Genomic DNA, 26,564 nt, shown 5'->3' on the forward strand with positions numbered 1-26,564 from the left:
GGCACCGTCAAGTTAACGAATAGGGGTGGCCGATGGGGTAGACGACCGGCATGCCGACCGCCCGGGCCCCTCTTTATCGCCGCCATCGCTTCCCACCGGAAGTGATCAGCTATGCCGTTTGGTTGTATTTCCGGTTTCCCTTAAGCTTGCGCATGGTCGAGGAAATGCTGGCGGCGCGTGGCATTGGCGTGACCTATGAAACCGTGCGCCAGTGGGGACGGAAATTCGGCAAGCCGTTCTCCGATCGGATCCGCCAGCGCGCTCCCGCCCGCGGTGACAAATGGCATCTGGACGAGGTCGTTATCTCGATCGCGGGCGAACAACATTGGCTCTGGCGCGCTGTCGACCAGGATGGCTTCGTTCTCGACGTCTTGATCCAGCGCCGAAGAGACTCGCGCGCTGCGCAGCTTCTCATGAAGAAGCTCTTGAAATCCGCCGGCACGCCGCCGCGCGTGATGATCACGGATAAGCTGCGTTCGTACGGCGCTGCGAGGGCGAAGATGGGCTTTCACGTCGAACATCGCCAGCACAAAGCTCTCAACAATCGGGCCGAGAATTCTCATCAGCCGACGCGGCGACGCGAGCGGATCATGACGCGCTTCAAATCGTCCCGTCAGGCTCAACGGTTTCTGTCCGTTCACGATCAGGTCGCGAACCTTTTCCACATCCCCTATGCCGGAGCCGCCACCGCCGACTTCCGTCGTGCTTCGCGCGAGCGAGCCTTTGCGACTTGGCGCGAGATCTCCATGACAAGCGCTATCGCCGAATCTCGACCTCTGAGAATCGCCGCCTTCGGCTCGGCGGTCGATTAAGTTGACGATGCCGTTCCGGGATGCGTGGGGCGAACCGGCGCAGCGGTTCGACCTCGGGCAACCCAATCTTCCAGCCGAATTTGTTGCTCCCTATGCCGAGGCGTTCCGGGGGCATCATGCATCGTCGTCACCTAGCACGCGTCACCAATGCTGGAAAGCACTGAAGTTCTTTGCCCGCTTTCTCGCCGATAGCGGCAGGGTTCAGGCGCCGGCCGATTTGACGACCGAATTGTTCGGCCAATACTTCTTATGGCTGGACGCCTTGCCTTCCCGAACCGGCAAACCCTGTGCTCAGCTTTCGCGCTTACTGGCGGCAAGCTAACGGCAATCCATCGTTGCGTCCGTTTCTTGACCTGCGTCGTGAACGCTATGACCGAGGTGCGAGCTGAGTGTATTTCGCCGTGCTTTCGCGAAGGCGCGGTCGGTCGCCATGCGACGCTCGATCATCGGCGCAATCAGTTTAGCAGGCTCGGTCCGCGTCATCAGACCTACGCTATGCGTCAGGATCTCGGCGTAGCTTCTGAGATCCCTAAAGACCGCCGCCGGCAGCTCGGTCGTGAGCTTGACTGGCTTGTCGTCTTCAAGCGGCCCAAGCTTGAGCTTCGTCATGGCGCTCCTCCATTGCTGTAGGGCGCCAGCACCAAATCGCGCGTGCCGATCACGCGGACCGGAAACCTGGCCGGATGGTCAGCGTCGGCTGGATGTTGAGCTGACGCTGCACGACCAATTGGCCGGTCTGGCTGATGCTGATGGACGCACCGCTACGGATCGCTTGAACGAGGTTGTTCTCATTTGGCTCGTGCCGCCTCTGCTCCGACGCTGAGCATGGTCGAGAGAACGGCGGCCTTGAATAGCATGCCCCAGTGGTTGTCGACATCGTCCTCGAGTCCGGCATAACCACCACTGTCGGCGCCCGGCTGGCGCTCCAGCACGATCGAGTTGCCGTCCGGTATGATGATGCGAGTCCAGACCAAGAGGATTCGACTCTGGCCGTCCGCACGGCCGCTTTTTAGGCGATGATCTGACTGGCGTGGGCGCGCTCTCGGTGCAGTTTGGGCTTTGCTTGAACTAGGGTCCAGACTCAATTGAGCCAATATGCGACGAGAGCGGCGAGATGAACAGCGGCCAAAAAATTACGGGCGAGCTTGTCATATCGCGTGGCGATGCGCCGGAAGTCCTTGAGCCTGCCAAAGCAGCGTTCGATGACATTTCGTCCTTTGTAGGCGCGTTTGTTGAAGCGATGGATGACGACACGGTTAGATTTATTGGGGATTACGGGCTTGGCGCCACGACGAATGATTTCGCCGCGAAGCTTGTCGCCATCATACCCTTTGTCGGCGAGGAGCACGCTCATGGGTGGCGCGAGCGCCAGGACATCGGGAGCCGCAGCGATATCGGCATCCTGGCCTGGAGTCAGATGCAGGACGACCGGCCGGCAGAGCGGATCGCTCAGCGCATGGATTTTTGTCGTGCGGCCTCCGCGCGAGCGGCCGATTGCTTGATTGTGCTCCCCCCTTTTCCGCCGGAGGCACACCGGTGAGCTTTAATCGAGGTCGAGTCGAGCGACAGTACGACGCCGTCTTCGCCAGGCTTGGCCAGCGCTTCGAAGATTGCGCACCATCGTCCTCGCTTGGCCCAGCGATTGAAGCGATTGTAGATCGTCGTGTAAGGGCCGTATTCACGTGGACAATCACGCCATCGTGCACCCGATTGCAGCATGTGAATGATGCCGCTGACGATGCGTCGGTCGTCGTCCCGATCCGGCCCCGTCAGTCCCCTCGGCAGATGCGGTTCGATACGCGCCCATTGCCTGTCGTTCAGCCAAAACAAACCAGCGCGCATTCTCTCGCCCCCGAATCAACACGTAGGCAAGAGAATCACGTGGCGCTATTTAGGTACAGACCCTAGAACATGTCTCCGCGCAAAGCGCTCGATGGAGTCGAGCGGGTTCGCTCAAACGGCGCAATTGCCTTTCCCTAGAAGGTTTCGATCGACTAGGAATTGTTTTCAGACTCGAAGACAGCGTTCGATTATACTGGCCAGCCCGCTCAACGCGTAGCAGATCACAAAGAATATGCTCAGCACGCCCAGATAGATCTCGATGGCGTGTGAGTCTCCGGTTCCGACATACGCTAGTCTTTCTATCATTTGACGCGCCGATCCCAAGAGATCCGACACCCCAACAACGGACGTCAGTGCACTCGCCTGGACGAGAACGGTGAGCTGCCCGACGTAGGGCGGCAACGCACGCCGAAATGCTTGTGGCAAAATGACGAACACAAGCGCTTCCGTTGCGCTCAAGCCAAGCGCTCGGGCGCCCTGCTCTTGGCGATGTGGAATTGAATCCAAGGCGCCTCGAAAGACCTCACCGATGTTCGCCCCGCCCCAGAGCCCCAATCCGATTATTGCGGCCGTGAGTGGGCCCGTGCGGAGACCAATTTGCGGAAGGGCAAAGAACACGAAGAGGAGTATCATAAGCGACGGCACGCCGCGGAACAACTCAACGTAAAGCCGTCCGACAAAGCGCGCGAACGTGAGCGTGCTTTGCGACAGCGCCGCGATCAGGAGACCAAGGATTGTCGCCAAAATGACGGTGAGCAGCGAGATCCACAAAGTAACCAAAAGGCTCTTACCAAGGTAAAGGGTGACAGGCCAAACCCAGTTGGTCATTTAACTACTCCCAGCCCCGGAACCGCGAGCCTGCGCTCGAACGTACGAGACAAAGCGCTTAGGATGCTGCACCCCAGCAGGTACATGAGACAAGCGATTCCGAAGGTCTCAAACACTTTAAACGTATCTGACACGATCCGGTTGGCGACATAGGTCAATTCCTGATAGCCGACGACGATCATGAAGGAGGACGACCTGAACTGCGTGATCGCCGTGGTTGTTGTTCCGGTGATCGCGATGCGCAACGCGATCGGGAGTGTGATGTCAAGAAAGGTCTGGAACGCCGGCAAGCCGAGAGCGCGAGCTGCCGTCACTTCGCCTTTCGGCACAGCTTCGAATGCGGCCCTGAAGACCTCCGTTTGATAAGCACCGCCCCACAATGCGAGCGCTAGCCAGGAAGTCTCGAACGGCGTCAGACGGATGCCTATGTCGGGTAGCGCGTAGAACAGAAAGAGCTGGCTCCGGAAATCTGGACAGCGATGAGTGGAGTTTCTGCCTGACGGCGGGCAAGATTGTCCCGCGAATCAGGAGAGACGATGAGCAGACGAGCCCGCCGGCAGCACGCACTCGCATTCAAGGCCAAGGTGGCGTTAGCGGCGATCAAGGATCAAGGGCGAGATGACGCTGGCCGAGCTGGCTGAGCATTTCGACATGCATCCGAACCAGATCACGCAGTGGAAGTCCCAGCTTCAGGAAGCGGCGGCCGAGGTCTTTGGTCCTCGCGGTGGCAACAGAACGAGCGAGCCCGCGGGGGACGTGAAAACGCTGCACGCCAAGATCGGGGAGCTGACGCTTGAGAACGATTCCTAAGAAACGGCAGCATCTACTTTCGGCTCCAAGGGCAGGTGAACAAAGCCGAATGCCTTGGCACGCCGCTGCAAATTGTTGACCACTCGCGTCCGGTAGCGCGTCTCGTAGGACGAGGCCCCGGGATCGACATAGTCCATTCCGTATCGCACAGCATTGTAGAACAGAACTGCGATCTTCCGGGCCGTGGCGGTCACGGCCTTGGTCTTGCCAAAGCACTACTGCCGCTTCACAGCATAATGGCTGATCAGCCGTCGCAGTTCAGTTTCCGCCGCTGCGGTTGAACCAATACCTCGCTCAGGCAGTTGCTTGATCCTTCGATCTGGATGAAGGACCGCGTGGTCAAGCAGCAGACGCCGCTTCACAGACTGAGGCCGCGTTTGTTGAGCACCGTGTCCCTCAGAGCACCCTTGATCTCGCGAGCGATGTCCTTGCTGACCTGGGGTCCGAACTCCCGCTCGGCATCCGCAACGACATCGGCCTCAGCGCCGATCAGTCCCGCTTCAACGAGCTTTTGCTTCAGTCGGCCCGGGAACTCCTCCTCCAAGGCATCGGCGAGCTTTTCCTCCATCGTGGCATGGTGTTCCGGTTCAATGCGGAGCACCACATCGTCCCAAGGTTTCCAGTCCGTCGCCAAATAGTCGGCGAACCCCGTCGCCTCCTTGCTCCGCACAGACGTCTCAGCCCTGTCAATGTCTTCCTCGGTGAGGTGAGAGTCGTAGAAGTAGTTCATGTCCGGGGCGATGTGCTGCAGCCCCAGCCGCTCGCGCAGCGTGGCCTGATAGGCAAGGTAGACCTCGATTTCGTCGACGTTGTTGATGGTGCCGCCTGTGCGGAGCGATTGGACCTTCTCGCGCGCGATCCCCCCCAGTGCCTCCAAGCGGAACATGACACGGCCTAGATCAACGAGGGCCGCTACCCCCTCGTTATTGTCATAGAGCCCGTTCTCGACGTTGGCGATCAGGCGCGCGGTTTGCATGCCGTTCCAGGTCAAAGTTCTGCGATCCGCGCAGCTCTCGTTGGCGTCAAGAGCAAGCTGGAAGTACTGCGCGCGCAATTGCGGGTTGGCCGCTGCCTGCCGCAGATCATTGGCCACCCCCTGCTGGAATCCTTCGTTCCCAGAGTTCACGGTATTCCGCAGCCCGTTGAGGAAGTCTGCGTATTGCTGGGCACCGGGTTCTTCTGCAAAGCTCTGCCACTTGGCCACCACCTCGGGATCGCCCTCCTTCGGATCCCCGTTGAGCCAGTCCGCTACTGCCTCGGGAAGAGACTCCGCAGCTACTGTCTCGAGAGGAAACGGCGCAACGGCGGCGTCCTCCCACTGATCTTCGTGCGTCTCAGACAAATCAAAGACGACCCTCGGGCCGGCATACCCATCGGTACTTTGGATTGTGTCCAGGTTCATCAGCATCTCCTGGGGCAGCGGATTGCCAGACACAACCACCTCCGCAGCAGCCCCCAACTGCGTTAGCAAGCCCGTGGGTAGGCTGGTTAGCTGGTTATCGTTAAGGTAAAGTCTTCCGAGACTGGTCGGGAGAGTCTCGGGCAGGCTCGTCAATTGGTTTACACCAACGTCAAGGCTTCCGAGACTGGCCGGGAGAGTCTCGGGCAGGCTCGTCAATTGGTTTACACTAACGTCAAGGCTTTCGAGCCTGGCCGGGAGGGCCTCGGGCAGGCTCGTCAATTGGTTGTTGCCGACGTTGAGGCCCTCGAGCGCGGCCGGGAGGGTCTCAGGCAGGCTGGTGAGCCGATTGCTCCACACGTCCAGCAAGGCGAGCCCGGCCGGAAGCGCGGGCAAGCTGACCAACTGATTCCCATTAACATTGAGCGAATTGAGCGCGTCAGGGAGAGTCTCGGGCAGACTGGTCAGCCGGTTGAAGGACGCGTCGAGCGAGTGGAGCCCGGCTGGAAGTGGAGGCAGGCTGGTGAGGCGCAGCATTGCAAGATTCAGATCGCCCTGATTCCAAGCATTCACTCGCCTTACAGCCTCTTGTCGATCCTCGAGCGGGTTCTGCCCCTCTTCGGCAGCCCACTCCTCCAGCATCTGGTCGTGCCCCCCCTCCGCAGGAGCAGAATCCCCGAGATTTGCCGGATCGTCAGCGGCGAGCACCGCGTGGGTCAAGACTCCAACCCACTGCGCCTCCTCACCTTCCCGGTCCTCGCGGCCGGAAGATTCGGTGCTGCCATTACCGCGCTGAGCCTGCCCTGCATCAAAGGGATCCATTTCCTGCTCCTTGTCGGACTGAGCAAATTATGCGACCTCTCGGCCCACATCGAACGTTGCAGCCTCTAAGACATTTAGCTTACGTCGAGCTGACGAGCGTTGAACCATGTTGAGGAAGCGATCTGCGCAATTTGTGAAGGAGTTCGGCTTCGATTCGGTGCAGCCTTTCGGCTTGAGCCAGATGAGGTCAGAGGGTACCGTCAAGTTAACGAATTGGAGCGGCGGAGGGGGTAGACGAGCGGCATGCGGACTGCCAAGGACCCTCTTTATCGCCGCCATCGCTTCCCACCGGAAGTGATCAGCTATGCCGTTTGGTTGTATTTCCGGTTTCCCTTAAGCTTGCGCATGGTCGAGGAAATGCTGGCGGCGCGTGGCATTGGCGTGACCTATGAAACCGTGCGCCAGTGGGGACGGAAATTCGGCAAGCCGTTCTCCGATCGGATCCGCCAGCGCGCTCCCGCCCGCGGTGACAAATGGCATCTGGACGAGGTCGTTATCTCGATCGCGGGCGAACAACATTGGCTCTGGCGCGCTGTCGACCAGAATGGTTTCGTTCTCGACGTCTTGATCCAGCGTCGAAGAGACGCGCGCTGCGCAGCGGCTCATGAAGAAGCTCTTGAAATCCGCCGGCACGCCGCCGCGCGTGATGATCACGGATAAGCTGCGTTCGTACGGCGCTGCGAGGGCGAAGATGGGCTTACACGTCGAACATCGCCAGCACAAAGCTCTCAACAATCGGGCCGAGAATTCTCATCAGCCGACGCGGCGACGCGAGCGGATCATGACGCGCTTCAAATCGTCCCGTCAGGCTCAACGGTTTCTGTCCGTTCACGATCAGGTCGCGAACCTTTTCCACATCCCCTATCCCGGAGCCGCCACCGCCGACTTCCGTCGTGCTTCGCGCGAGCGAGCCTTTGCGACTTGGCGCGAGATCTCCATGACAAGCGCTATCGCCGACTCTCGACCTCTGAGAATCGCCTCCTTCGGCTCGGCGGTCGATTAAGTTGACGATGCCGTGCCAGGACACACCGTGATCAAACAGACGTCAAGCGCCAATTAAAGCGCCGCAGAGCTGCGCTTACGATCAGCGTCGAACCGATGAGTTTGAATCACCAATGTCATCTGGTGGCGCCTGCATCGGCGCGATCGATGACCCAGGCCACCATGTAGCCCTTGGCCTGCTCAGCCTCCACGTGCATCGGCGATCTGTTCTTCTTGCCCGGCGGAATCCTGAATATCCGAGTGCTCGAGCATGGCCTTGCCCATGTCATGGATAGGCACGAAGGCCTCAGACTCCGCGTTGCCCGAACCGACGATGGTCTACGTCTGACAATCGGACCTTCCGTGGCCGAACGCCTCGTGGAGGAGATCGATCTTGTCGGAATGACCGGCCTAGAATGCCGGCCTTACCGCAAGAACGACCAGGCGTTTGTCGAACAGAAGAACGGAGCCGTGGTCCGAGAGATGGTCGGTTACATTCACGCGCGTATGGTAGTTTTCAATGCGCCGTTTTCTTACAACCTTACGACCTTAGATTTGAAGATCGCTCTCGCGAGTTTTGGTCTGCATCTCTTTGAGCCGTGTCAACTCCGTTTCGCAAGGCTGGGCTGTCTCGGTCAGCTCAGCGCTTCCATGCTTGACAGCCCGTACGTCTTAAGGGCCCCTCCAGCTTTGCTCCGATAAAGCGACGCGAGCGCCAAAGCGGGACCCAATCGCCTCTTTCAATTGGCATTGCCGGAATGCCGGCTATCCTGTAAACGGGCCGCGCACCGTTGCCGGCCGTCTTTGAGCGGTCGCCCGCAGCGGGGCCTGTAGCTCAATGGTTAGAGCCGGCCGCTCATAACGGTCTGGTTGCAGGTTCGAGTCCTGCCGGGCCCACCAGTGAGTTCAAATTGTGCTGTGAGGCCACTTTTAGAACGACTCGATTTGGGCCTTTAGAGCGACTCGATTTCGTTTTAAGAACGACTCGATTTCACATCCTTCTGACGGTGTTGACGAATTTGGCTCCGTTCTTCTCGCCGATCCTTGAGCGCAGAAAAACCGAGGGGGGTCCTTCCGCGCCCGTGTCGGTCCGCGGACTACGGAAGAGTGACTCGATTAGCGGCGACCTACGGCTTTGATGTTGACCGGTCATTCTCTGGAGCAAACTGCGTCGTCAGTCGCTTGAGGTTCGACATCAACTGGTCACGGACCTCGTCCTGGCCCATGCTCCACAGTTCAGCGAGCATCGGTTCGGTTTTCGCCACGTCCCAAGGAAAGAGCGAGCGCCCCTCTGCCTGCGCGAAAGGCCCATCTGACTCGGTCAACATTCGTTCGCGCGGCATTAGTGCAGCCAACCCGCGACCTCGTTCGCCGTTGAGCATGGCCGGACCGACGCTGAACCAGCAACCTTGGTCAATCGCCCGCTGCAGTTCGCGGCGCGATCCCGAAAACCAATGGAGCACGGAGATGCCGGAATCGGGCCGCGAGGCCAGTGCATCGAGGACGGGGCCTGCTGCGCGGCGGCTATGTACCGTCATGATGCGACCGCCGGCCGATCCGCACATTCGCAGGATATTGTCGAACACCCGACACTGCGTGTCCCACGTTGCCTTCAGTTCAGGGCCGCCGTCGAGGCCGATCTCGCCGACGTATCTTGTTCGCGGCAACAAATCTTCAAACAGCGCGAGTTCGCTCCGGCGTTCGTGAGCAAGCTGCGGATGCAGACCGAGCGCGGTGCGAATACGGGAGGCTCCCTCGGCGAGTGCGGCTGTCCCGGTCCAAGCCGACGGCGTAGTCGTCACGGACAGAACGAACAGATTGCGCTCGACGCACTCCTTCGTCGTCGCTTGAGGATCCGGATAGAGGTCGAGATGCGCATGTAGATCGATCACTTAACACCGTATTTCGCATGCAGATGCCCGAGTTCGGCGAGCCCCCGACGTAGCATATCCCGCAGTGCCTCGCGATTCTCGATTCGCGGCCATGACAGTGCGCTCCCAAGCCACTCTTCGAACCCCCCATTTTGTGCGGCGGCCAGAGCCATGCCGACAGAACGAACGTCGTCGAAGCCCGCGTGCTGCTCGTCGTCGCGACCGATATCTTCAAAGACGTACTGGGTCAGATCCGGTTGCCCCCAGGCGAGGAAGGCGGATCTTCGAACTTGGCAAGGTACGCATCGGCCGCAGTGGCTATATTTGAATTTCTGAAATCGACCGCAACTCGTCGAACGCACGGCCAATGTGCGCAGCAACGGCTGATTGTTGCATTCCTTCAGCATCTCTCCCTTCGTCTTGTTGGCGTAGGGAGTGCAGAGCGCCGCCCGGATGCCAGCGGCGTCGAGAAGATCCTGAAACAACGCCAGGAACTGGGGATGCGCCGTTCGTGTGCTCAGGCTTCCGATCCGGCTTCCGGTCAGCGGTGGATTTATCGCGATGAACCCGTTTTCGCAGACATATAGGGGAATGGCCGCTCCCTCCTGATAGGGCGCCAGGGCCGTCGCGACGAGAACTCCGAAGGCGAGAAATATGATCGAACGGGCGCGCTGCGAGGTATCCTTCGGTTTTGGTACGACCGCATTGTCGTTGAGCTGTATGTGTCTCAGACCGCCTGCGATCGCATGCGCGAACTCTTCCTGCTTCTCAGAGTCACCGCGCACGATCTTACTGATGAGGAGGGGCAGCGTGCCGGCAGCAGCGAGGTCAATCGTTCCGATCAGACTGTCGAGGCCGCCCGATAACAGCGCGACGCAATCCTGCGGCGGCCGGACCACACGCGCCGGCTGGGGAGCTGCCGCTCCGCCCGCGATGAAGCGCAAGCTCCATCTGTCGGTCGTCAAGAACGCCAGCGCATCGGCGATCAACGGCGCAACTCCATTCCAGAAGCCCGGTTCGGTCACCGCGATCTCCAGATCGAATTCGCGAGTCCATCCATCCGGGCTTTGGGTTCGCAGCCCGGCGGCATCCGCCACCATGACCGAGTTGGAGATGGAAAGGAGATCCCATGCGCGCCTATCGGGAGCAAACCGTTCTTTCCGGACGTCGCCGCGTAAAGCGGCGCCTACGCTCGCTCGACCAGGGACGCCTGCCTGGCCGTACAGCACTACCCTGAGCGTGCCCGCCTCATCGAAGCGGCCGACGTCCGCCGGAGCGCACAACAGCCTCATTCTTCGTATCCTTCGAATACCTCGAACGTATCCCGAAGCGCCGCTTGCACAACGCTCGCAACGCGTCCCGTCGTAAGGGTTCGCCCCTGGTCCCTCAACCGCCGGAAAGCCGCCGCTACGGATTCCGCGATGTACGCCCGCATCTGCTTCAACCGGGACATTGCGACCGTTGCGGTCGGGGCCCGTTCGAGAAGGTGCTTGCCAACGTCGAGTTCGAAGCGCCGGGCGACATCGATGGCGGTGAATTTTTCGATGACGAACTCACGTTCGACGTCCGACAGATTGAGCAGGTCGGCTTCCGGAAACTCCTTCAGCAATTCCGACATTGCGTCGTGCATGGCGGCACGCTCCGCTTCGGCATCCTGAGTTCCGTCGACCGGCCTGACCGCCTCGATGATTGCGGTCGCTATCTCTTCCGTCGACCGCCCGGCCAGTACGGCCGCGTCGATCGGCGCGTCGGCGGCGCCTGAGGCGGTCGAGTAAAGCGTGTAGCCGAGCGAACCAGCGGTTTGTGCAGTGGCACCAAACCTCTGGGTCGCTGGATTCGAACCGCCGTACCCGTTGCGGATATAGTGCCCAAGCCCGCGTCTCAGATCACGCGCGTCACCAGAGCGCGCAAAGTCTCCCAGACTGGCACGGGTGCCGCCGAATCGCTTCTCGGGAGCGATGGGCGACGGCTGCAGCAGCGGCGGCACTGCGGGCGGTGCAGCAGAAACCGGGGGCACTTGGTCCGGAGGCGCGCCGTCGGGCGGTACATCCGGCTGTTCGTTGGGAAGCTCCGGAGGAGGTGGCACCGGATCCTGGGGCGCGGCCGGCGTCCAAGGCGGCACCAACGGGACGCCCGGGCCCGGGCCCCCGCTAGACTGCGACGTTCCCATTCGCCCTCGTCTTGTTGATGGCGTTCTTCACGGGTTTAGAAACGTCGCCCGACGAACCCCACACCTCAAGAAGCGACGCCGCCCAAGGGCGGTCGCTGATCTTCGGCACGATGCTAGGCTGAATCTGCTGGTGAGGGCGCGCCTCGAGGAACGCCGCCAAACGCGGTCCCTGGACCGGATCGGCATCGGCGAGCGCAATGCAGGCCGTAAGTATTTGCGGCGCGCCCCACTCCTGTTCCTTGCGGGCGCGCTCGAGAAGTCGATCCATAATCACTGTGGTTTCGATCCGGGGCACCCGGACCAGGCGGTCCCTCAACCGAGCTGACATTTCCGGATGTTCGAGCATCGCCGCGAGAAGTTCGGCGCCGTCGGAGGACAGGCGATCTTCAGGAGTGATCAGCGGCGCATGCTCGCGGCTGACGTAAAGAGCCCCGCGGAGATCGACGTCATGCAACGGCGGCGAAAGCGCCAGCCATTCGCGCACGAAGTCGCCGGTCCACGGATCCTTCGTCTCCAGGTCGCGACCGGCGGCCGCTGCCTCCTCCCAGTCCTTCAGGAACGCGGGCTTTCCTTCCGCGTCCGTCGTCACATTCTTGACGAGCTCGGCATAGGCTTTGGCGTCGCCGATGCGCTCGAACAGAAGGAGCTTAGCGAGGACCGCCTCATCCACGCCCACACCCTGCGCCTTGGAGATGGTCATGCGGATCGATAGCGCGTTCAGGAAGCGCTTGATCAGGCGGGGATTGCCGACAATTCCGGACGCCGTTGTCATGAGCGAAGACAGCCGCTCGGCAGTGTCGAGTTGCCCGACCAGCGATCCCGGTAAGCCGATGTCAAGCGAGTTGACGAACGCGCGGTCCACCTTCTTGCCCTGCCAAGTGCTCTTCAGTTGACGGATCACGGCGGCGCGAATCTTCTCCTTGTCGGGCTCGGGCAGGTCGCTGTTGTCCACGAATAGCAGCATCATGTATGCGCGGACCTCCTGCGTGCCGAGTTGCGGCACGCGGATCGGAACCTGGATCAGCTTGTCGAAGTAGTTCGTTACCATCAAGTCATTTTCGAAGCCCGCGAAGTGCTTGCGGACTGCGTGCTTGATCATGTCGTTGTCCGCAGCGATGACGAAGGCGGTGTTCTTGAGGAATAGGAAGAGGCGGATGGCTTCGAGCGTCGAGATCGTTGTCTCGGGCAGGCAGCGGTCGAGATCGTCGATCAACACGACAAGCGTGATACCGAGTTCTTCAAGGGTTTGCTCGAGCGTGTCGCGCAGAGCCTGAATTTCCTTCGGAGGAGACGTTTCCTCCTTCGGTTTTAGAAGCTCGCCGCCTTCCTTGACGGCATCGCCGACGGCCTTCTTCGCCGCATCGGCATCGCTCTTCCCGAAGCCCTCGCTCCACATCTTTCTGCCGAGTTCGAAGAACTCGCCGGCGGCCCCGACCGGCGGAACGCCGAAATAGATCGAAGCCGCCGACGTCGTTGCGAGCTTCGCCACCCGCAGCCACTTCACCCGCTTAGCAAGAGCGGCAACCTTTTCGAGCGCTGTCTCGCGGCTTTCGGCCTCGTTCGCAAGCTTGTCCGCAATGACGTCCATTAGGGCGGCGCGCGACGTGGGTCGGGGCCTCGAGCGCCTTGAACGAGTAGTAGTCGCGCCCGTGGAACTGGCGGTCCTTCAGGTGGCGGTTGAGCTCGTTCAGGGTGGACTTGATGCCGGTGAAGGCATCGTCGAGCCGATGGAGAAGGTCGTCCCGGAATGCCGAGGTCATCTCCGTCTCAGCGTTCCGACACTGCTCCGCGTACTGGACCAATTCATGCCCATCCAATCGGTCCTTTTCGGCGACCGCCCACTGCTCGACGGCCGACGGCGTCGCCTCCTCGGCGGTGAACGGCGGCACGAGATAGAAGTCCTGCCCGTGCTTGTTCACGGCGCCCGTCATTTCCCTCATCAGGGTGGAGCGCCGGTTGGTAGAACGGTTTTCACGGTCCGCCGTCAGCCCAGCGATGCGGTCCGACAAGGACTGAGCCGCCATTTCGGCCACCTTCGACCGGTAGTCGCTCATCTCCCTCGATTGCGGGAATCCGTCCAGCAGCTGGCGCGCGCGGGCGCGACGTGCCACCGCCAGGACTTCACGATTGTTCTTCATGTAGTCTTCATACGCGCCCTCGGCCCTGTCTTTCGCGCTGTGTGCCCGGGTCGACGCATCCTGTGTCTCGGTCTTGAGCCGGTTTGCCGTCTTGACCTCCGCGGCTAGGCGCTCCAGATCGGCAACGAGCTTGGGATCGCGATTCCGCTTGGCGTCTTCGATATTTTTGCCGATTTCCGCCAGCTTGCGATCGAAAGCAGCCAATTCCTCGCCGCATCCAAAGCAGGTCAGGCCAGAGTCGCGGATGGCCTGGAATTGCGCGAACATGGCTTCGAACAGCCGTGCCTCATCCTCCGCGCGCCGGACATCTCCCGCCGATCCAGCAAGTTGCTGGAGCAATTGCTGCCGTTCGGCCTGAAGCTGTTGGCGCATCTGCTCCTTCCGACCGTCGACTTGCGCGATTTCGAGCAATCTCTCGTCGAGATTCCCGACGAAGAAGCCTTCGACTTCGTGGTTGGTCTCGTTCACCCTGACCCTAGCCGTAAGCAGGCTGCGCGCAAGCTTCTCCCCGCGGAGTACCATGACCTCTCGAATTCCGCGCTGTTCGACGCCATCGTCGCAATGGCGTTCTGCCTTGCAGATCGCGACGCGCGGTTCAGGGTCAGCGTGAAGTACCTCGCAGGGCTAACACCGGACATGCTCAGCACGACAGGCAGGGCGATCATAGGCGGACAAGCCGGCTTCGATACACTGTGCGAACGGTTGAGACATGTAAACGGCACCCGAGCCGGCCATCACGGCCGCATCAAAGAGCTGGGACATTTGGCTGGGCTTTCGACGTCGGAGTCGCCCCTCGATCCTCAGATCAGGTCGATCTTGCTAGAGAAGATCGAAACGAACATCGCAAATGCCGTCGAGGCGGAGTCTCTTGAAACTCGCTGCCCGTGTGGTCGAGACCACGAGCCGCATTCGCCTTGCGTTCGCCGCGGCATGTCCCGAAGCCGACCTGATCCGCGGCTTGCCCGGCGCGCTGCTGCCGCTCAGTCCTTGACCGGCGGGGCGTCCGCCCCCCGTTCGCCCAACTTATCCCTCAAGCGCGTTGCAAAGTACGGGTCGTCAGGCGGTGAAAAGCCGAAGGCAATCCTGTGCGCCTCGTCAGAGCAGATGTGCGGCCACATCAATCGGACTAGAAAAACGCACTCTCACGAATAGGACGGGCTAAACTGTCACATGTTGTGTCACTCAGCACTCGATTCACGCCCCTTGCTTGACTCGGTTATGAGGGGCCTTCAGTCTGGTTATCGGTAGCGCCGAAAGGCGTATCAAGGGAATACGGTGCGTCCTCACGGACAAGGCCGAAGCTGCCCCCGCAACTGTAAGCGGCGAGCCGACGACAGTTGGGCCATTGGGTTCGTTCGTTCGAACCTGGGAAGGTGGTCGGAGGCGTCAACCCGCGAGCCAGGAAACCTTGCTGCCGGTCGTGGTCATGGACTGACGCAGGGGCGGGGTGCTCCAAGACGTTGCAAAGCCGATCGAGATCTGCCGCATTCGGGGCGAACGGCTGCCGCTCACGGCGAATGTGCGTGACGGCTTTTTGTTTCGCCCGTGGTCATCACCGTTTTCATTTCAAACGTAGTAGCCGTGCCGGCGCGAGTTTCGGCGTCAACTTCAATCCTGCTCAAACAGCGCTGGCTGTCCGGGTCAGCATTGACGCTAGGAATCGTGCTGGCCTCGATCGCCGCAGCGGGATCGGCGTCCGCACAGCCTCCGCAACTGCTCAATCCGTGATTGTCTCCTCGGCCAATCCGTGGGGCAACACCGTCACCGCGGCAGCAGCAGCGGCGCGAGCGCGTACGCCTCTGGTACGTGGCCGCGACCCGGGCGCGCGACCTGCTGATCCTGCCTAGGCACTCCGCCGACCTGTCGGACAAGTGCTGGGCAAAGCTCGTCGATTTGGGCCTGGCTGGTCTCCCGGCGATCAACCCGAACGACGTCGGCACCGCGAAGGAAAGGAACGTCACGCCGCTAGAGAACGGGCAGACCCGCGAGACCTTCGCCGCCGAGGCGACCGCTATCTTCGATGTGCGCAAGACCGTGATCTGGCGTCGCCCGAGCCGGAGCGAACTTGATCAGGTGGACGAGCCAGAAGCGAAGATCGAAAGCGGGGAAATTCCGGAAACCGGCGCTGCGGAGCCTGCTGCCGTTCTCAGAAGTTCGACGCGTGGCACCATCCTTCACAAGCTAATCGAGGAGGTGCTGACCGGAGAAGCCTGCGACGCCAGGGCGGACTTGAAACGCGGGCTGCGGAACTGATCCGGCAGATGGGGCACGAACCGGCGGAGGATCCGAAGATGGGCATCAGCGCCGTCGAACTGACCGCCACGGTGCTGCGGACGCTCGCTCTTCCGGACGTCGTGACGCCGCGACCGCGTCTCGCCCCCGAGCTCCCGTTGTTCGGAAGCCAGACTCACGAAGGCGGCAAGGTCCTGCTCTCCGGACAGGTTGACGCGATCGCGTTCGACGAGGCCGGCGCCATCGACGCGGTCGTCGATTGGAAGAGCGACGTGGCTCCGGATGCGCCGAGCATCGGCCACTACAGACAGCAGATCGCCGACTATCGGAAGCAGACGAACCTAAGCGGGACAGGTCGTCGATGTGACTTGAGCCCCCGCGGCTGCTGCTCAGGATCCAAGCGCCGTCTCTGCCGGCCTGGTCTACCTTGCCGAGCTGCGGTTGCTCACGCTTGGCTGAGATCGAATCTGAAAGTTCTCCGCAGTTTCACGGATTTCGAAATTGATCGGTCCAGGTCGCCCGTCCGGAGTTCGGGCCCACAGGTATGCGGAGCCTTCATCCAGCACGATCGACTCGACCGAGAAGCCTGCACGCTTAACCAATCCGGCGAGATCGTCCGGCGGGATGAGGCCGTAGAAGGAATGGCCCCTAAGCGAGTCCATGAGGAAGCCGTTGCCGTATGGTTGACAATTCGGGAGATTCTGCATCCTTGTAAAATCAGAATTGCGATAGAGCGTCACAAACAAGCAAGTGCCGTTTGGCTTTAGCTTAGCTCTCATCAGTTGAACGATGCCAAGTCTCACGCTTGCCGATGGGATCACAGAAAGAACGTTTATGCAGAAGCCGCGGTCGTATCTCCGGTCATGGGAGGCAAACTGACCCACGGTGAGGGCGTGGACGTGATTTGATTTGCCGACGTAATCGCGGATGGTGGTCGAACGACCGCGGATCATTTGACCCCTTGAAAGCTGCACTTCCGAATCCACCAACGCAAGTTCGCCGGTGGTTTTGGCTATTGCCCGTTCGTAACGCAGTTTGCCGCAGCCAAAGTCGAAGCTGGAATGAATTGGCTCGAGACGCGAGATCAGCTTCTTAAGATAGGCCCAACTCTGTGTTTCCGGCTTGGCTGCGTTTTCGCTCCGGACGATGATATCCTTCCCGATCTTGTACCACATCAGATGGCCGCCTCTGTGAATGCTTGGCGGTTGCCTGCACTTGCCTCGGCATTCCCGGCTATCTGTTGGATCTGGGGATCCGCCCTTCGTTCCAGCAATCCATACCGAAGATGCATAAATAGAAGCGCGGCCATCGAGGCGGTCCAAAAAATGATCAGAAACCAAGCTGCCCTGGCGAAGGCGGATAAGACCGCGAAGCCTGTGAGTATGAAGAGCCACTCCAAGGCAACCCAATATGTGCCAAGCCTCCAATGCGCTTTCGATGTCGTGCTTGTCGACGAGCGGATGTTCGCTTCGGCTGGACGCGTATTTGTAGAACGTCGCTCTCACGAGGGGATGGCGGTCGCGTTTGAGATTTGCCACCTGACGGGCCGACATCTGCGCACCCGACATGACAGCCAGAGGGAGAAGGATGTTAGCGCGGTCGAACCTCGCCCTGATCTTAAATATGTCCGAAATCCGATCATGGAATCGGGTGACCCTGCTGAAGATGAGCACCAGCAAAGCAAGCGCGAAGCCGCCCACGTTCACCTCAGGAGCTTTAATAGCCGTGGCGAATTCCTTGACGCCGGGCAGATGCTCAACTCGCAAGAAAAGACCGTTAATCCAAGGATCGTACCTCACCAGGAACGAGCAGGCTAAGGTCAGCCAGAAATCCGCCAAAGCGTTCTTCTAGAGCATCTCAGAATAGTTCTTCGGCCCGAAGAAGGGCATCAGAACGCGAAGGATCGAATCCATGCCGCCCCCGAGGTTGTTAAGACCGGTCCATAAACGGCTTGATTGAGTCAGAAAAGTAGCCGACGGTCAACGGATAAGGTGATGGCCGAAGGGAGGAAACACCCTCCCTCGGACGCTTCCCGAGTCGAGTAGCGATCCCATATTCAAGGCAAAAAGCGCGCATCTGATTTATGAGGCACGTCCGTTGCGAAATCATCCTATCGCGAACACGATGCAGCGCTTGCAGGTCAATGTGTTCGGGCGACCGTATTTCGACGAAGCGCATTGTTGGTCGCGTCACTGCTTCCGCGATCGCTGCGGCATCGATGATGTCACTTTTGTTGGACTTTACATAAGGCTTGACGAATTGAGCCGGAATAATGCGGACGGTATGCCCCATCGCGGCGATCTTGCGTGCCAACCATTGCGAGCTGGCCTTCCAATTGTAGATCGTCGCTTCGGAGACCCCGTGCTTGCGAGCTAGGTCGGCCGTCTTCGCCCCGGCCTCATGCGCCTTCGACACTGCGATAATCTGCTCTTCCGTGAACCTTGCTCGCTTCATCTGTCCGTCCTTCTTCGGGGCGGACTCTGAATCCTTCTGGAGGAAATGCTCAGTGGCAGGTCACGCCAACGAAAAGAAGCGTTGGTTGCGCAGCCGCGCCAAAATCCATCGCTGCGCGACTTGCACCGCAACTTCGACCTTTGCCTTATCTTTTGGGCGCCGCGGCCGGGCTGCGAGATGGCCGTGCCGTAATGGCTTGCCATCTCGGCATAGGTTCGGTTGAGGCCGGGATCGTGGCGGTCGGGATGTGAGCGGCAAGCCAAGGCCGTCAGTCAGCGTGGCTCATTGGCATAGCGCAGCTCACCTTACCGCCCGCGCGGACTTCACTTCGAAGTCACGGACCAGTTGTTGAAATTGAAGTTCTTTCCCCCCGGGGACGAGGTAATCTCGACGCCGTATTGGACGCTACCGACGTTTATGTCGCCAAAGTACCCCTTCGACTTGATCCACTGCAGGATACTCTTGATGTCCACTGTCCCGCTGTTGGTCTTCGAAGTGCGCAGCAATGAGATGACCTTGTGACCATCGGAGCCTTCGCCTTCAAACACGTTCCAAGTCGCCCCGCCTACATTGACATTGCTGTAGACCGGAATCGCCGCACCGGAAGGGGCATAATGATATGAAATGGGCTTAACGTTGCCGCTCCCGTCCGAGTTTCCGGTGTAGTTTGTCCAGAGCATTATCTCATGTCGGTCTGAGCTGTCCCAGATATCGTAGGCGACATCCCAGGCGCCGCCAGTGGGAACTTCCTGATTGAAGCTCGAGCTCAGAGTGTTGATTGAGCTGAGCGGTTTCCCGATATTGAAAGCCACGTGCGGATAGCTCTTGATGCCAGGAGTATTGGGCTGGTTCGACCACACGCTCCACCGGTTGGCTGCACTCACCGAAATCGTCTGAGGCCCAGGGTGCGGGCCCCATACGTCGTTGTTCCAAGAGTAGCCATCGCGTGAAAAGCTTCCGTATGGAGCGCTCGAACGCCAAATCGGCGTCTGTGCCGACACAGGCCCGGCAGATGATAATGACCGGGCTTCATTCGCGGCCTGCCTAAATAGATCATGATCCTCCTGTGTCCGGACGTAACCCGTTGGAGACCCTTGCGCGCCGGCACCGCTTATCCGATTGGAATCCATAAAGCTCTCCTTTCTGATAACAAAATCTCCTGCAGATCCACTAGCGGGCCCCCTAGTTCAGCATGGGCGGCATCGGCATCTAGAGACCGGGCTTGAATGCTAGGAAGGTTGGCTTTCGAGAAGCTGACGAGCTCGGGAAGAAGGGTGGACCCGCGCCCGGATTTGCCGTCTTTCGGATGACAGCAGCCTGGCTGAGACAGTGGCAACGATTGTCCGTCGTCAGACAATTTGAGACTGATCAGGCTTTTCGAGAAGGGAGGCTCTGGCTCATCAGGGGGCATCGTCAACTTAATCGACCGCCGAGCCGAAGGAGGCGATTCTCAGAGGTCGAGAGTCGGCGATAGCGCTTGTCATGGAGATCTCGCGCCAAGTCGCAAAGGCTCGCTCGCGCGAAGCACGACGGAAGTCGGCGGTGGCGGCGCCGGGATAGGGGATGTGGAAAAGGTTCGCGACCTGATCGTGAACGGACAGAAACCGTTGAGCCTGACGGGACGATTTGAAGCGCGTCATGATCCGCTCGCGTCGCCGCGTCGGCTGATGAGAATTCTCGGCCCGATTGTTGAGAGCTTTGTGCTGGCGATGTTCGACGTGTAAGCCCATCTTCGCCCTCGCAGCGCCGTACGAACGCAGCTTATCCGTGATCATAACGCGCGGCGGCGTGCCGGCGGATTTCAAGAGCTTCTTCATGAGCCGCTGCGCAACGCGCGAGTTTCTTCGGCGCTGGATCAAGACGTCAGGAACGAAGCCATTCTGGTCGACAGCGCGCCAGAGCCAATGTTGTTCGCCCGCGATCGAGATAACGACTTCGTCCAGATGCCATTTGTCACCGCGAGGGGGAGTGCGCTGGCGGATCCGATCGGAGAACGGCTTGCCGAATTTCCGTCCCCACTGGCGCACGGTTTCATAGGTCACGCCAATGCCACGCGCCGCCAGCATTTCCTCGACCATCCGCAAGCTTAAGGGAAGCCGGAAATATAACCAAACGGGATAACTGATCACTTCCGGTGCGATGGCGGCGATAAAGAGGGTCCCGGGCGGTCTGCCGGTCGTCTACCCCTCCGCCGCTCCAATTCGTTAATTTGACGGTACCATTCAATGGACTGTCCCTGTCGAAGGTTGCGGCCGATCTTGCGGCGCACGCCGTCAACGGCTGGCCGCCGGAGGTCATCAACGATTTCGGCAATCTCGGCTTTGTCCGACCTGCTGGCATCGTGTTTCTCAGCAACTTATTCGCATGGATGAGCGCTCATCAAACCAAAATCACGCTCACCAACCTCAGGGGCAAACGCCGTCAGGTTTCTGGACGACTCCCTGTTCTTCGAGCAGCATTGCGGCGCAAAGTTTCGCCCGGATGCCTCACCACGGTCGACAACGCGACCACTGATGAGGATCGCTCATCAGCGATTGCCATGGCTGGCTGGAACACAACCTTGCTCCTTGGCTGGCTGCGCGCCTGTCGATCTCTCCCGCGAGCGGCGTGTACAACCGGCCGGTAGCCGCCATGCCCATCTGATCGCGGGCATCTGGACCGGGTTCAAGGGCGACCGGGGCACCAAGTCCAAGCCGGCCCCCGGCCCTCACCTCGTTTATGGCTTCCTGACGACCGATGAGGAGCGCGACGTATGGATGCGCGCGCCGCGGGATGAAGCAAAGGCATTGCAGCGGCCGTTGCCGGATGATGCGCTGAAGATCGTGATGCGCGGCGCGGATAAGGAAGATCAGCCAACAGCAGGGTAGCGATGCTTTAGCGCCGCAATCGGTATGGTGTTATGGGGACAAGAGGTCTGATGTTGTTCAAATCGCCAACAACGGCCGTGCTCATCATCAGCGCACGCCGATGGCCGAAGCGTTGCATTTCTGCAGGGCGCGGCGTTCGGCATTGCTGCGAACTGCCCGAAACTTCATCTGTATACGAAAGCAATCGCTCAATCGAAAAACGGTATCCGAGGAGTTCGCCAAGGCAACGCAAAGGAATTTGCAGAGGGCGCGTTTCTGTTCCACGAATTGCTAACTGGCGGAAAAGGAGACGAATGTGATGGCGGCTCGTGCACCTGCGATAACGTATGCGGCCTTCGCCCCGGTACATGCTACTTCGTGATTGAACCGTCGGAGGTAAAGCCCTGAGTCCGCAATGCTTTAAGGCAGCACCTTGACGAGATTGGCCCGCTTGCGTGCAGCCAGCTCGACAGCAGCATCGCGCGCCGCTTTGAATGTCATCACTTCCGCTGGCGCGTGCTCATGATCCTTCTCGATCATGGATGAAGCCGCCAAGGAAGCTCGATCTTAGTCAGCTTTTCGCAAGCTGCTCCTGCTAGCATGAAGAGGATAGGTCATCTAGGCGACGCCGCTATCCGGGTGTTACGACATGAACGCAGACGCAGCCGATATCAATGCAACAGCGTCGCAGGTTGGCGCCCCCTCCGACACCGCCGAGAACGGCGGCGATGACACGCGTGCAGCGCTACTGCGCCGAGCATTCGAAAAGGCTCTCGTTTCCGTCGCGACGCAAGTCATAAGCGATTCGCAGTCGGATATGGATGAGGCCATGAGCGAGCTTGATGATGGATGAGCCGATGGTCGGCGCCAGATAGCGATACGGCCGCCTGGTGATTGAATCGAAGACGTGCCAAGTGAGACTTTGGCACACGCCAGCAGTTAGATGCGCATTCTATGATCTTTCAGGTCCGCTGCGAACTGCTCCGCGAATCCGAATGCACCTGGATCTTTTTGGCAGCGGGCTGCTGCGACGTCCCTTTGGCGTCCCCAACAGCAGACTTTGACGGAAATGGTGATGCTCAAAGCCATGGCGCCTCCGGCTTCGTGAGAGGATGATGGATGTTCTGGGAGCGCAAGGGTTCACGCCCGGCTTGGTAGGCTAAAGACAGGCAGGGCTCAACGCGAAACAGTGGCTTATGCTTTTGAGCCGAGGGTAGATCGCGCCGCCGAGGCCGTCCCCAATCCAATCTACGATCTTGGCCGGGATTTTCGCTGCGACGCCTGCATCTGCAGGACGTTGACGTGCAGACAGACCTGAGAGCACCGTTCCCGTGCAGCGCCTCCATCGCCGGCAACGCGCCGCAGCAATTCTAGCCGGGTAGCCGGGTCTGGAGGCCCTCCGCCCGTTTGTCGGCGCCAAGGCTGCGATTGCCAAGACAATCTGGCTGTTACCGTCGATCCTAAATCGATAGATCGCCAAGCTGCCCTTCTCGCGGCCGTTTGGCGAAAATGAAAGGCGGGCGCTAGCGCCCGCTTCCACGAGTTTCCGACATCCCCGGGATCAGGCCTCATGCCGGCTGTGCATCGCGACCGAAAATGCGCCGGAACATGGCCTCGCGCATCATCGTCTTGAAATCCGGCGGCGCATCCGGGTTCTCATTGTGGTTGATCACCGACTGCGTCACCTTGCGTCCGGAGTTGTCAACCCACCCCTGATTTGTCTCATGGATTGTCTGAGCTCCATCGGACGTCAGCTGATCAAGCGTTCGCCCAGCATTAGACTGCGTGACCTTCAGATTGTTTTTCCCATCCTTGTCGTCGCCGAGTCCCTCCACAACCATGGCATTGTCGCCGTTGGTGATGGTGAGCTTCGAGGAGATGGTTTTTCCCTTGCCATAATCGACCGTGTCCACCGTAATCTTCGTGCCGTCGTCGAGCTGGAAGGTCATACCTTTCTTGAAGTCGAAATCGTCCTTGCCGTCGCCATTAGCATCGACGTGAGGATCGCCGTGGATCCTCGAGACATGGCCGGTCTGGTTGTTCCTAACGGTCCAGGTGCCGTCCTTCTCATCGGCTGTGATCGTATACTTATCACCAAGGTTGATCGTCGCCTTGCCGTCCTTGACCTCGTGCGACCACACTGGCGCTGGCTGAGATGACGGCGCTGGCGTCTGAGCGACGGCAAACGGAACCATCGCAAGAGGCGGCGGTGGAGGAGGAACGAAGAACACGGGTGTTGCACTGGCAGGCGTTGCGCTTGCAGACTGGTAGTTGCCCGGCGCGCGACCCTGTTCGCCGGCATCGATACTCGCCTGATTCACCACGCCGCCGGCGCCATCGACCCAGCCTTGGCCGCTCTCATGGATCGTCTGGGCACCATCGGGTGTCAGCTCATCAAGAGTCATGCCAGCGTTGGACTGAGTCACCCTCAGATTGTTTTTGCCATCCTTGTCGTCGCCGAGCCCCTCCACAACCATCGCGTTGTGGCCGTTCGTAATGGTCAGCCTTGAGGAGATGGTCTCACCATTACCGTAGTCGACATTATTGACGGTAATCTTGGTCCCATCGTCGAGCTGGAAGGTCATATCTTTCTTGAAGTCGAAGTCATCCTTGCCGTCCCCGTTAGCGTCAACATGGGGATCGCCATGGATCTTCGTGACATGGCCGGTCTGGTTGTTGCGGACGGTCCAGGTGCCATCCTTCTCATTGGCTGTGATCGTATATTTGTCGCCGAGGTTGATCGTGGCCTTGCCATCCTTGACCTCATGCGTCCATACCGGATCGACGGAAGGCTCCGAACCCGAACTTTGCTGGCTCAACAGCATGAAAGGAGGAGGCGGAGCCATCATGTACACGGGAGCAGCCACGACTGGAGTGACGACCGCCGGAGCCACGACAGCGGTTGTGACGCCACCTGCAGGAACGACCACCGGAGCGACAACGACGGCAGCGCCTGCCGGCAGGTACTGGTAGGCACCCGGCGTGACATACTGTCCCAACAGTGTGCTGAAAGCTGGGCTGGCAACCACCCCCTCTGACCCCACCCCATTTACCGTCGAATCGAGTGCGCCGACCACGGGGAGACCGGCCACGGGAAGATACGCCATTTAGTTCACTCCTGATTGCATCGAAGAAAGCGGTAAAACTGCGAGCGTTATGCGCACATCAACAGGAAGCATTTCAGGCCGCACCCTTGGCCCGATGGTGAGCGAATGAATGCCTCTCGCCACCAGCCCCGGCAGCCTCGATGAGCCCCCTCTCTCATCACCTTCGCAGCGGCTCGGCGCGAGCATATCGCGCCCATCGAACTCGCAGGGACTCTACCTGCAGCACCTGTCGAAAAGCTGACGACAATGAACCACCGACTGAGCATCGCAACCCTCGTAGCATCCGAGGGGTGCGGATCGCATGGTTGCTCGCGGCGGCCGGCCGTCACGACGGACCATCTCAGGCAACTATCGACGCCCGCCGATCACATGTGATACGTCGCTTCGTTAACATCGATCGACTGTCCGATGTCGGCTGCGCCGATCGGTCCTGTTGCATGCGAGATTCACGCCGCTTGCTCTTGATGCAACAATCATCGGGACCGAGAGGCATATCATTCTGTCGATAAGTGACGCGGTCGCCGCAATTCCGCCAGTCACTCCAGCGGATCTGGGAAGCAGCATTCCAACCGCTCCGGCCACGCCGCTATTGCCGCCAGCGGCGATCCGAAGATTCCGGACGCGATCTGTGGGGATACCGGCGATCACACCAACAGCCTCTACAGCATCAGCGCGCGGCCCTAACCAGGCTACCGCCCCACGCCATGAGTCTCCAAAGACTTCAGATTGGATGACTCAGCGCTGATCGACAAACGCCACAGCCAACCTGTTGGCCGATCGATCCAAGTGCGCGCCTGACCGCGCACGTAGGTCAGAATTTCGCTGCTAGCCTCACTAGCTAGGGTCCAGACTCAATTGAGCCAATATGCGACGAGAGCGGCGAGATGAACAGCGGCCAAAAAATTACGGGCGAGCTTGTCATATCGCGTGGCGATGCGCCGGAAGTCCTTGAGCCTGCCAAAGCAGCGTTCGATGACATTTCGTCCTTTGTAGGCGCGTTTGTTGAAGCGATGGATGACGACACGGTTAGATTTATTGGGGATTACGGGCTTGGCGCCACGACGAATGATTGCGCCGCGAAGCTTGTCGCCATCATACCCTTTGTCGGCGAGGAGCACGCTCATGGGTGGCGCGAGCGCCAGGACATCGGGAGCCGCAGCGATATCGGCATCCTGGCCTGGAGTCAGATGCAGGACGACCGGCCGGCAGAGCGGATCGCTCAGCGCATGGATTTTTGTCGTGCGGCCTCCGCGCGAGCGGCCGATTGCTTGATTGTGCTCCCCCCTTTTCCGCCGGAGCCACACCGGTGAGCTTTAATCGAGGTCGAGTCGAGCGACAGTACGACGCCGTCTTCGCCAGGCTTGGCCAGCGCTTCGAAGATTGCGCACCATCGTCCTCGCTTGGCCCAGCGATTGAAGCGATTGTAGATCGTCGTGTAAGGGCCGTATTCACGTGGACAATCACGCCATCGTGCACCCGATTGCAGCATGTGAATGATGCCGCTGACGATGCGTCGGTCGTCGTCCCGATCCGGCCCCGTCAGTCCCCTCGGCAGATGCGGTTCGATACGCGCCCATTGCCTGTCGTTCAGCCAAAACAAACCAGCGCGCATTCTCTCGCCCCCGAATCAACACGTAGGCAAGAGAATCACGTGGCGCTATTTAGGTACAGACCCTAGGTGAGGTTGCAGCTGCCGGCAGGTGATGGGCTGCTGCAAAGGATCGACCTAATCACCCCGACCGAGACTCGTCAGCTTCTCGAAAGGTAGCCCGCCTAGCGTGAGGCTGCTGAACTCTAGGCGAGCACGTCTATTGAGACGTAACAAGACGAGCATAGGAGAAAGCGATGGCCGCCGAAAACAAGAACGCCGGCAAAACGGACAACGTACAGCCCAAGACCGTTGGTCTCGGCAAGAGCGCCGAACTGAGCCTGAGAAGTCTGGGGGGCGAGCACCGTCTTTCTTTCTATTCCTGCCCCTCGTATCGTCGGCCCGCCCGACGTAGCAGGCCACAACTAACGACTATCATAAAGAAAGGTGAATAGACATGGCGGTTAATAGTGTTGGCGGTAACGGCGCCGCTCCTGCTACCCAGCAGACCCAGGATGCCGGTTTCCAGAACCAGATGGCTGAGTTCGAGCGTGTTAGCCAAAAAGTTCAGGCCCAGGCCGTGGCAATGCGCAGAATTACGACCGAGCTCTCTTCTGAGAAGAAGGTCGCCGACGAGCGCGTCCAATAAGTCTGCCAAGACGGC

The 26,564-nt window shown here is 59.8% G+C and carries 19 protein-coding genes, 1 tRNA gene, 10 pseudogenes and 1 riboswitch; of the genes and pseudogenes, 10 read left to right on the top strand and 20 right to left on the bottom strand.

Annotated features, from left to right (window positions below; translation table 11 throughout):
- Positions 1-50 precede the first annotated feature (50 nt).
- The gene (locus tag LPJ38_RS37455; RefSeq protein WP_109866564.1) at positions 51-812 is read left to right on the top strand and encodes an IS6 family transposase; all 762 of its coding nucleotides are present in this window, start codon (positions 51-53) and stop codon (positions 810-812) included.
- 7 nt (positions 813-819) lie between these two features.
- On the top strand, positions 820-1,134 hold the full coding sequence (locus LPJ38_RS37460; protein ID WP_095426902.1) for a hypothetical protein: 315 nt from the start codon (positions 820-822) through the stop codon (positions 1,132-1,134).
- Here LPJ38_RS37460 and LPJ38_RS37465 read toward each other — a convergent pair.
- The 5 genes and pseudogenes from LPJ38_RS37465 to LPJ38_RS37485 all read right to left on the bottom strand — a co-directional run bounded on the left by LPJ38_RS37465 (position 1,131) and on the right by LPJ38_RS37485 (position 3,862).
- Entirely contained in the window at positions 1,131-1,421 is a 291-nt protein-coding gene (locus LPJ38_RS37465) for a DUF2274 domain-containing protein (RefSeq protein ID WP_011084496.1), read from the bottom strand. The two genes, LPJ38_RS37460 and LPJ38_RS37465, sit on opposite strands and share 4 nt — an antisense overlap.
- Positions 1,418-1,819, bottom strand: a pseudogene (locus LPJ38_RS37470) (TraB/TrbI/VirB10 family type IV secretion system protein); the annotation flags it as partial. The gene LPJ38_RS37465 and the pseudogene LPJ38_RS37470, both read right to left, overlap by 4 nt.
- Before the next feature lie 74 nt (positions 1,820-1,893).
- Positions 1,894-2,654 (bottom strand): IS5 family transposase gene (locus LPJ38_RS37475; protein WP_224517492.1). Its coding sequence is split into 2 segments (ribosomal slippage): positions 1,894-2,315 and positions 2,315-2,654, totalling 762 coding nucleotides; the frame shifts between segments, so codons are not numbered across the junction.
- Positions 2,655-2,819: 165 nt separating this feature from the next.
- Positions 2,820-3,482, bottom strand: coding sequence for an amino acid ABC transporter permease (locus LPJ38_RS37480; RefSeq protein WP_014498011.1), 663 nt, complete (start codon positions 3,480-3,482; stop codon positions 2,820-2,822).
- Complete coding sequence (locus tag LPJ38_RS37485; protein ID WP_231088543.1) at positions 3,479-3,862, bottom strand: ABC transporter permease subunit; 384 nt, start codon at positions 3,860-3,862, stop codon at positions 3,479-3,481. The genes LPJ38_RS37480 and LPJ38_RS37485 overlap by 4 nt, the downstream gene beginning before the upstream one ends.
- 156 nt (positions 3,863-4,018) lie before the next feature.
- Here LPJ38_RS37485 and LPJ38_RS37490 point away from each other — a divergent pair.
- A pseudogene (locus LPJ38_RS37490) lies at positions 4,019-4,286 on the top strand (transposase); the annotation flags it as partial.
- 2 nt (positions 4,287-4,288) lie between these two features.
- On the opposite strand, the pseudogene LPJ38_RS37495 reads toward LPJ38_RS37490, so the two are convergent.
- Both LPJ38_RS37495 and LPJ38_RS37500 read right to left on the bottom strand, forming a co-directional pair.
- A pseudogene (locus LPJ38_RS37495) lies at positions 4,289-4,501 on the bottom strand (IS110 family transposase); the annotation flags it as partial.
- Between the two features lie 149 nt (positions 4,502-4,650).
- Positions 4,651-6,513, bottom strand: a complete 1,863-nt coding sequence (locus tag LPJ38_RS37500) for an NEL-type E3 ubiquitin ligase domain-containing protein (RefSeq protein WP_095426901.1) — start codon at positions 6,511-6,513, stop codon at positions 4,651-4,653.
- A 243-nt stretch (positions 6,514-6,756) separates the two neighbouring features.
- Here LPJ38_RS37500 and LPJ38_RS37505 point away from each other — a divergent pair.
- Both LPJ38_RS37505 and LPJ38_RS37510 read left to right on the top strand, forming a co-directional pair.
- Positions 6,757-7,516, top strand: a pseudogene (locus LPJ38_RS37505) (IS6 family transposase).
- An 802-nt stretch (positions 7,517-8,318) separates the two neighbouring features.
- Positions 8,319-8,394 (top strand) — tRNA-Ile (locus LPJ38_RS37510).
- Between the two features lie 227 nt (positions 8,395-8,621).
- Here the strand turns inward: LPJ38_RS37510 and qatD are convergent.
- The 5 genes from qatD to LPJ38_RS37535 form a co-directional block, all read right to left on the bottom strand.
- A complete protein-coding gene (gene qatD / locus LPJ38_RS37515; RefSeq protein ID WP_014498022.1) occupies positions 8,622-9,386 on the bottom strand; it encodes a Qat anti-phage system TatD family nuclease QatD in 765 nt (254 codons plus the stop codon).
- Entirely contained in the window at positions 9,383-10,657 is a 1,275-nt protein-coding gene (gene qatC / locus LPJ38_RS37520; protein WP_014498023.1) for a Qat anti-phage system QueC-like protein QatC, read from the bottom strand. Before qatC ends, qatD begins: the two co-directional genes overlap by 4 nt.
- Positions 10,654-11,352 (bottom strand): Qat anti-phage system associated protein QatB, encoded by a 699-nt coding sequence (gene qatB / locus LPJ38_RS37525; protein WP_224517554.1) that lies wholly within the window; start codon positions 11,350-11,352, stop codon positions 10,654-10,656. The genes qatC and qatB overlap by 4 nt, the downstream gene beginning before the upstream one ends.
- 163 nt (positions 11,353-11,515) lie before the next feature.
- A complete protein-coding gene (locus tag LPJ38_RS37530; protein ID WP_099421827.1) occupies positions 11,516-13,123 on the bottom strand; it encodes a P-loop NTPase fold protein in 1,608 nt (535 codons plus the stop codon).
- On the bottom strand, positions 13,044-14,141 hold the full coding sequence (locus LPJ38_RS37535; RefSeq protein ID WP_231088544.1) for a hypothetical protein: 1,098 nt from the start codon (positions 14,139-14,141) through the stop codon (positions 13,044-13,046). Before LPJ38_RS37535 ends, LPJ38_RS37530 begins: the two co-directional genes overlap by 80 nt.
- Positions 14,142-14,541: 400 nt before the next feature.
- On the opposite strand from LPJ38_RS37535, the gene LPJ38_RS37540 reads away from it, so the two are divergent.
- Positions 14,542-14,664 carry a transposase gene (locus LPJ38_RS37540; RefSeq protein ID WP_038937273.1) on the top strand — a complete coding sequence of 41 codons (123 nt, stop codon included), beginning with the start codon at positions 14,542-14,544 and terminating at the stop codon, positions 14,662-14,664.
- A 237-nt stretch (positions 14,665-14,901) separates the two neighbouring features.
- A riboswitch (cobalamin riboswitch) is annotated at positions 14,902-15,103 on the top strand.
- 376 nt (positions 15,104-15,479) lie between these two features.
- Positions 15,480-15,926 (top strand): hypothetical protein, encoded by a 447-nt coding sequence (locus LPJ38_RS37545; protein WP_014498031.1) that lies wholly within the window; start codon positions 15,480-15,482, stop codon positions 15,924-15,926.
- Positions 15,927-16,327: 401 nt separating this feature from the next.
- Here the strand turns inward: LPJ38_RS37545 and LPJ38_RS37550 are convergent, their stop codons facing one another.
- The 6 genes and pseudogenes from LPJ38_RS37550 to LPJ38_RS37575 form a co-directional block, all read right to left on the bottom strand.
- Positions 16,328-17,743 carry a class I SAM-dependent methyltransferase gene (locus tag LPJ38_RS37550; RefSeq protein WP_231088545.1) on the bottom strand — a complete coding sequence of 472 codons (1,416 nt, stop codon included), beginning with the start codon at positions 17,741-17,743 and terminating at the stop codon, positions 16,328-16,330.
- Positions 17,744-17,936: 193 nt separating this feature from the next.
- Positions 17,937-18,227 (bottom strand): annotated as a pseudogene (locus LPJ38_RS37555) (IS110 family transposase); the annotation flags it as partial.
- Between the two features lie 60 nt (positions 18,228-18,287).
- Positions 18,288-18,359: pseudogene (locus tag LPJ38_RS37560) on the bottom strand (hypothetical protein); the annotation flags it as partial.
- A 63-nt stretch (positions 18,360-18,422) separates the two neighbouring features.
- Positions 18,423-18,601, bottom strand: a pseudogene (locus tag LPJ38_RS37565) (IS21 family transposase); the annotation flags it as partial.
- 81 nt (positions 18,602-18,682) lie between these two features.
- On the bottom strand, positions 18,683-19,489 hold the full coding sequence (locus LPJ38_RS37570; RefSeq protein WP_011084471.1) for a glycoside hydrolase family 12 protein: 807 nt from the start codon (positions 19,487-19,489) through the stop codon (positions 18,683-18,685).
- 288 nt (positions 19,490-19,777) lie between these two features.
- Positions 19,778-20,585 (bottom strand): annotated as a pseudogene (locus tag LPJ38_RS37575) (IS6 family transposase).
- A 398-nt stretch (positions 20,586-20,983) separates the two neighbouring features.
- On the opposite strand from LPJ38_RS37575, the pseudogene LPJ38_RS37580 reads away from it, so the two are divergent.
- Positions 20,984-21,226 (top strand): annotated as a pseudogene (locus LPJ38_RS37580) (hypothetical protein); the annotation flags it as partial.
- Between the two features lie 628 nt (positions 21,227-21,854).
- On the top strand, positions 21,855-22,058 hold the full coding sequence (locus LPJ38_RS37585) for a hypothetical protein (RefSeq protein ID WP_011084467.1): 204 nt from the start codon (positions 21,855-21,857) through the stop codon (positions 22,056-22,058).
- A gap of 715 nt (positions 22,059-22,773) precedes the next feature.
- Here LPJ38_RS37585 and LPJ38_RS37590 read toward each other — a convergent pair.
- Positions 22,774-24,312, bottom strand: a complete 1,539-nt coding sequence (locus LPJ38_RS37590; protein WP_014498039.1) for a DUF1521 domain-containing protein — start codon at positions 24,310-24,312, stop codon at positions 22,774-22,776.
- An 851-nt stretch (positions 24,313-25,163) separates the two neighbouring features.
- Positions 25,164-25,946 (bottom strand): annotated as a pseudogene (locus tag LPJ38_RS37595) (IS5-like element ISBj2 family transposase).
- A gap of 411 nt (positions 25,947-26,357) precedes the next feature.
- On the opposite strand from LPJ38_RS37595, the gene LPJ38_RS37600 reads away from it, so the two are divergent.
- Positions 26,358-26,549, top strand: coding sequence for a hypothetical protein (locus LPJ38_RS37600; RefSeq protein WP_014498042.1), 192 nt, complete (start codon positions 26,358-26,360; stop codon positions 26,547-26,549).
- The last annotated feature ends 15 nt before the right edge of the window (positions 26,550-26,564 follow it).

Origin of the sequence: Bradyrhizobium daqingense, from assembly GCF_021044685.1 — a bacterium.
Classification (GTDB): Bacteria; Pseudomonadota; Alphaproteobacteria; order Rhizobiales; family Xanthobacteraceae; genus Bradyrhizobium; species Bradyrhizobium daqingense.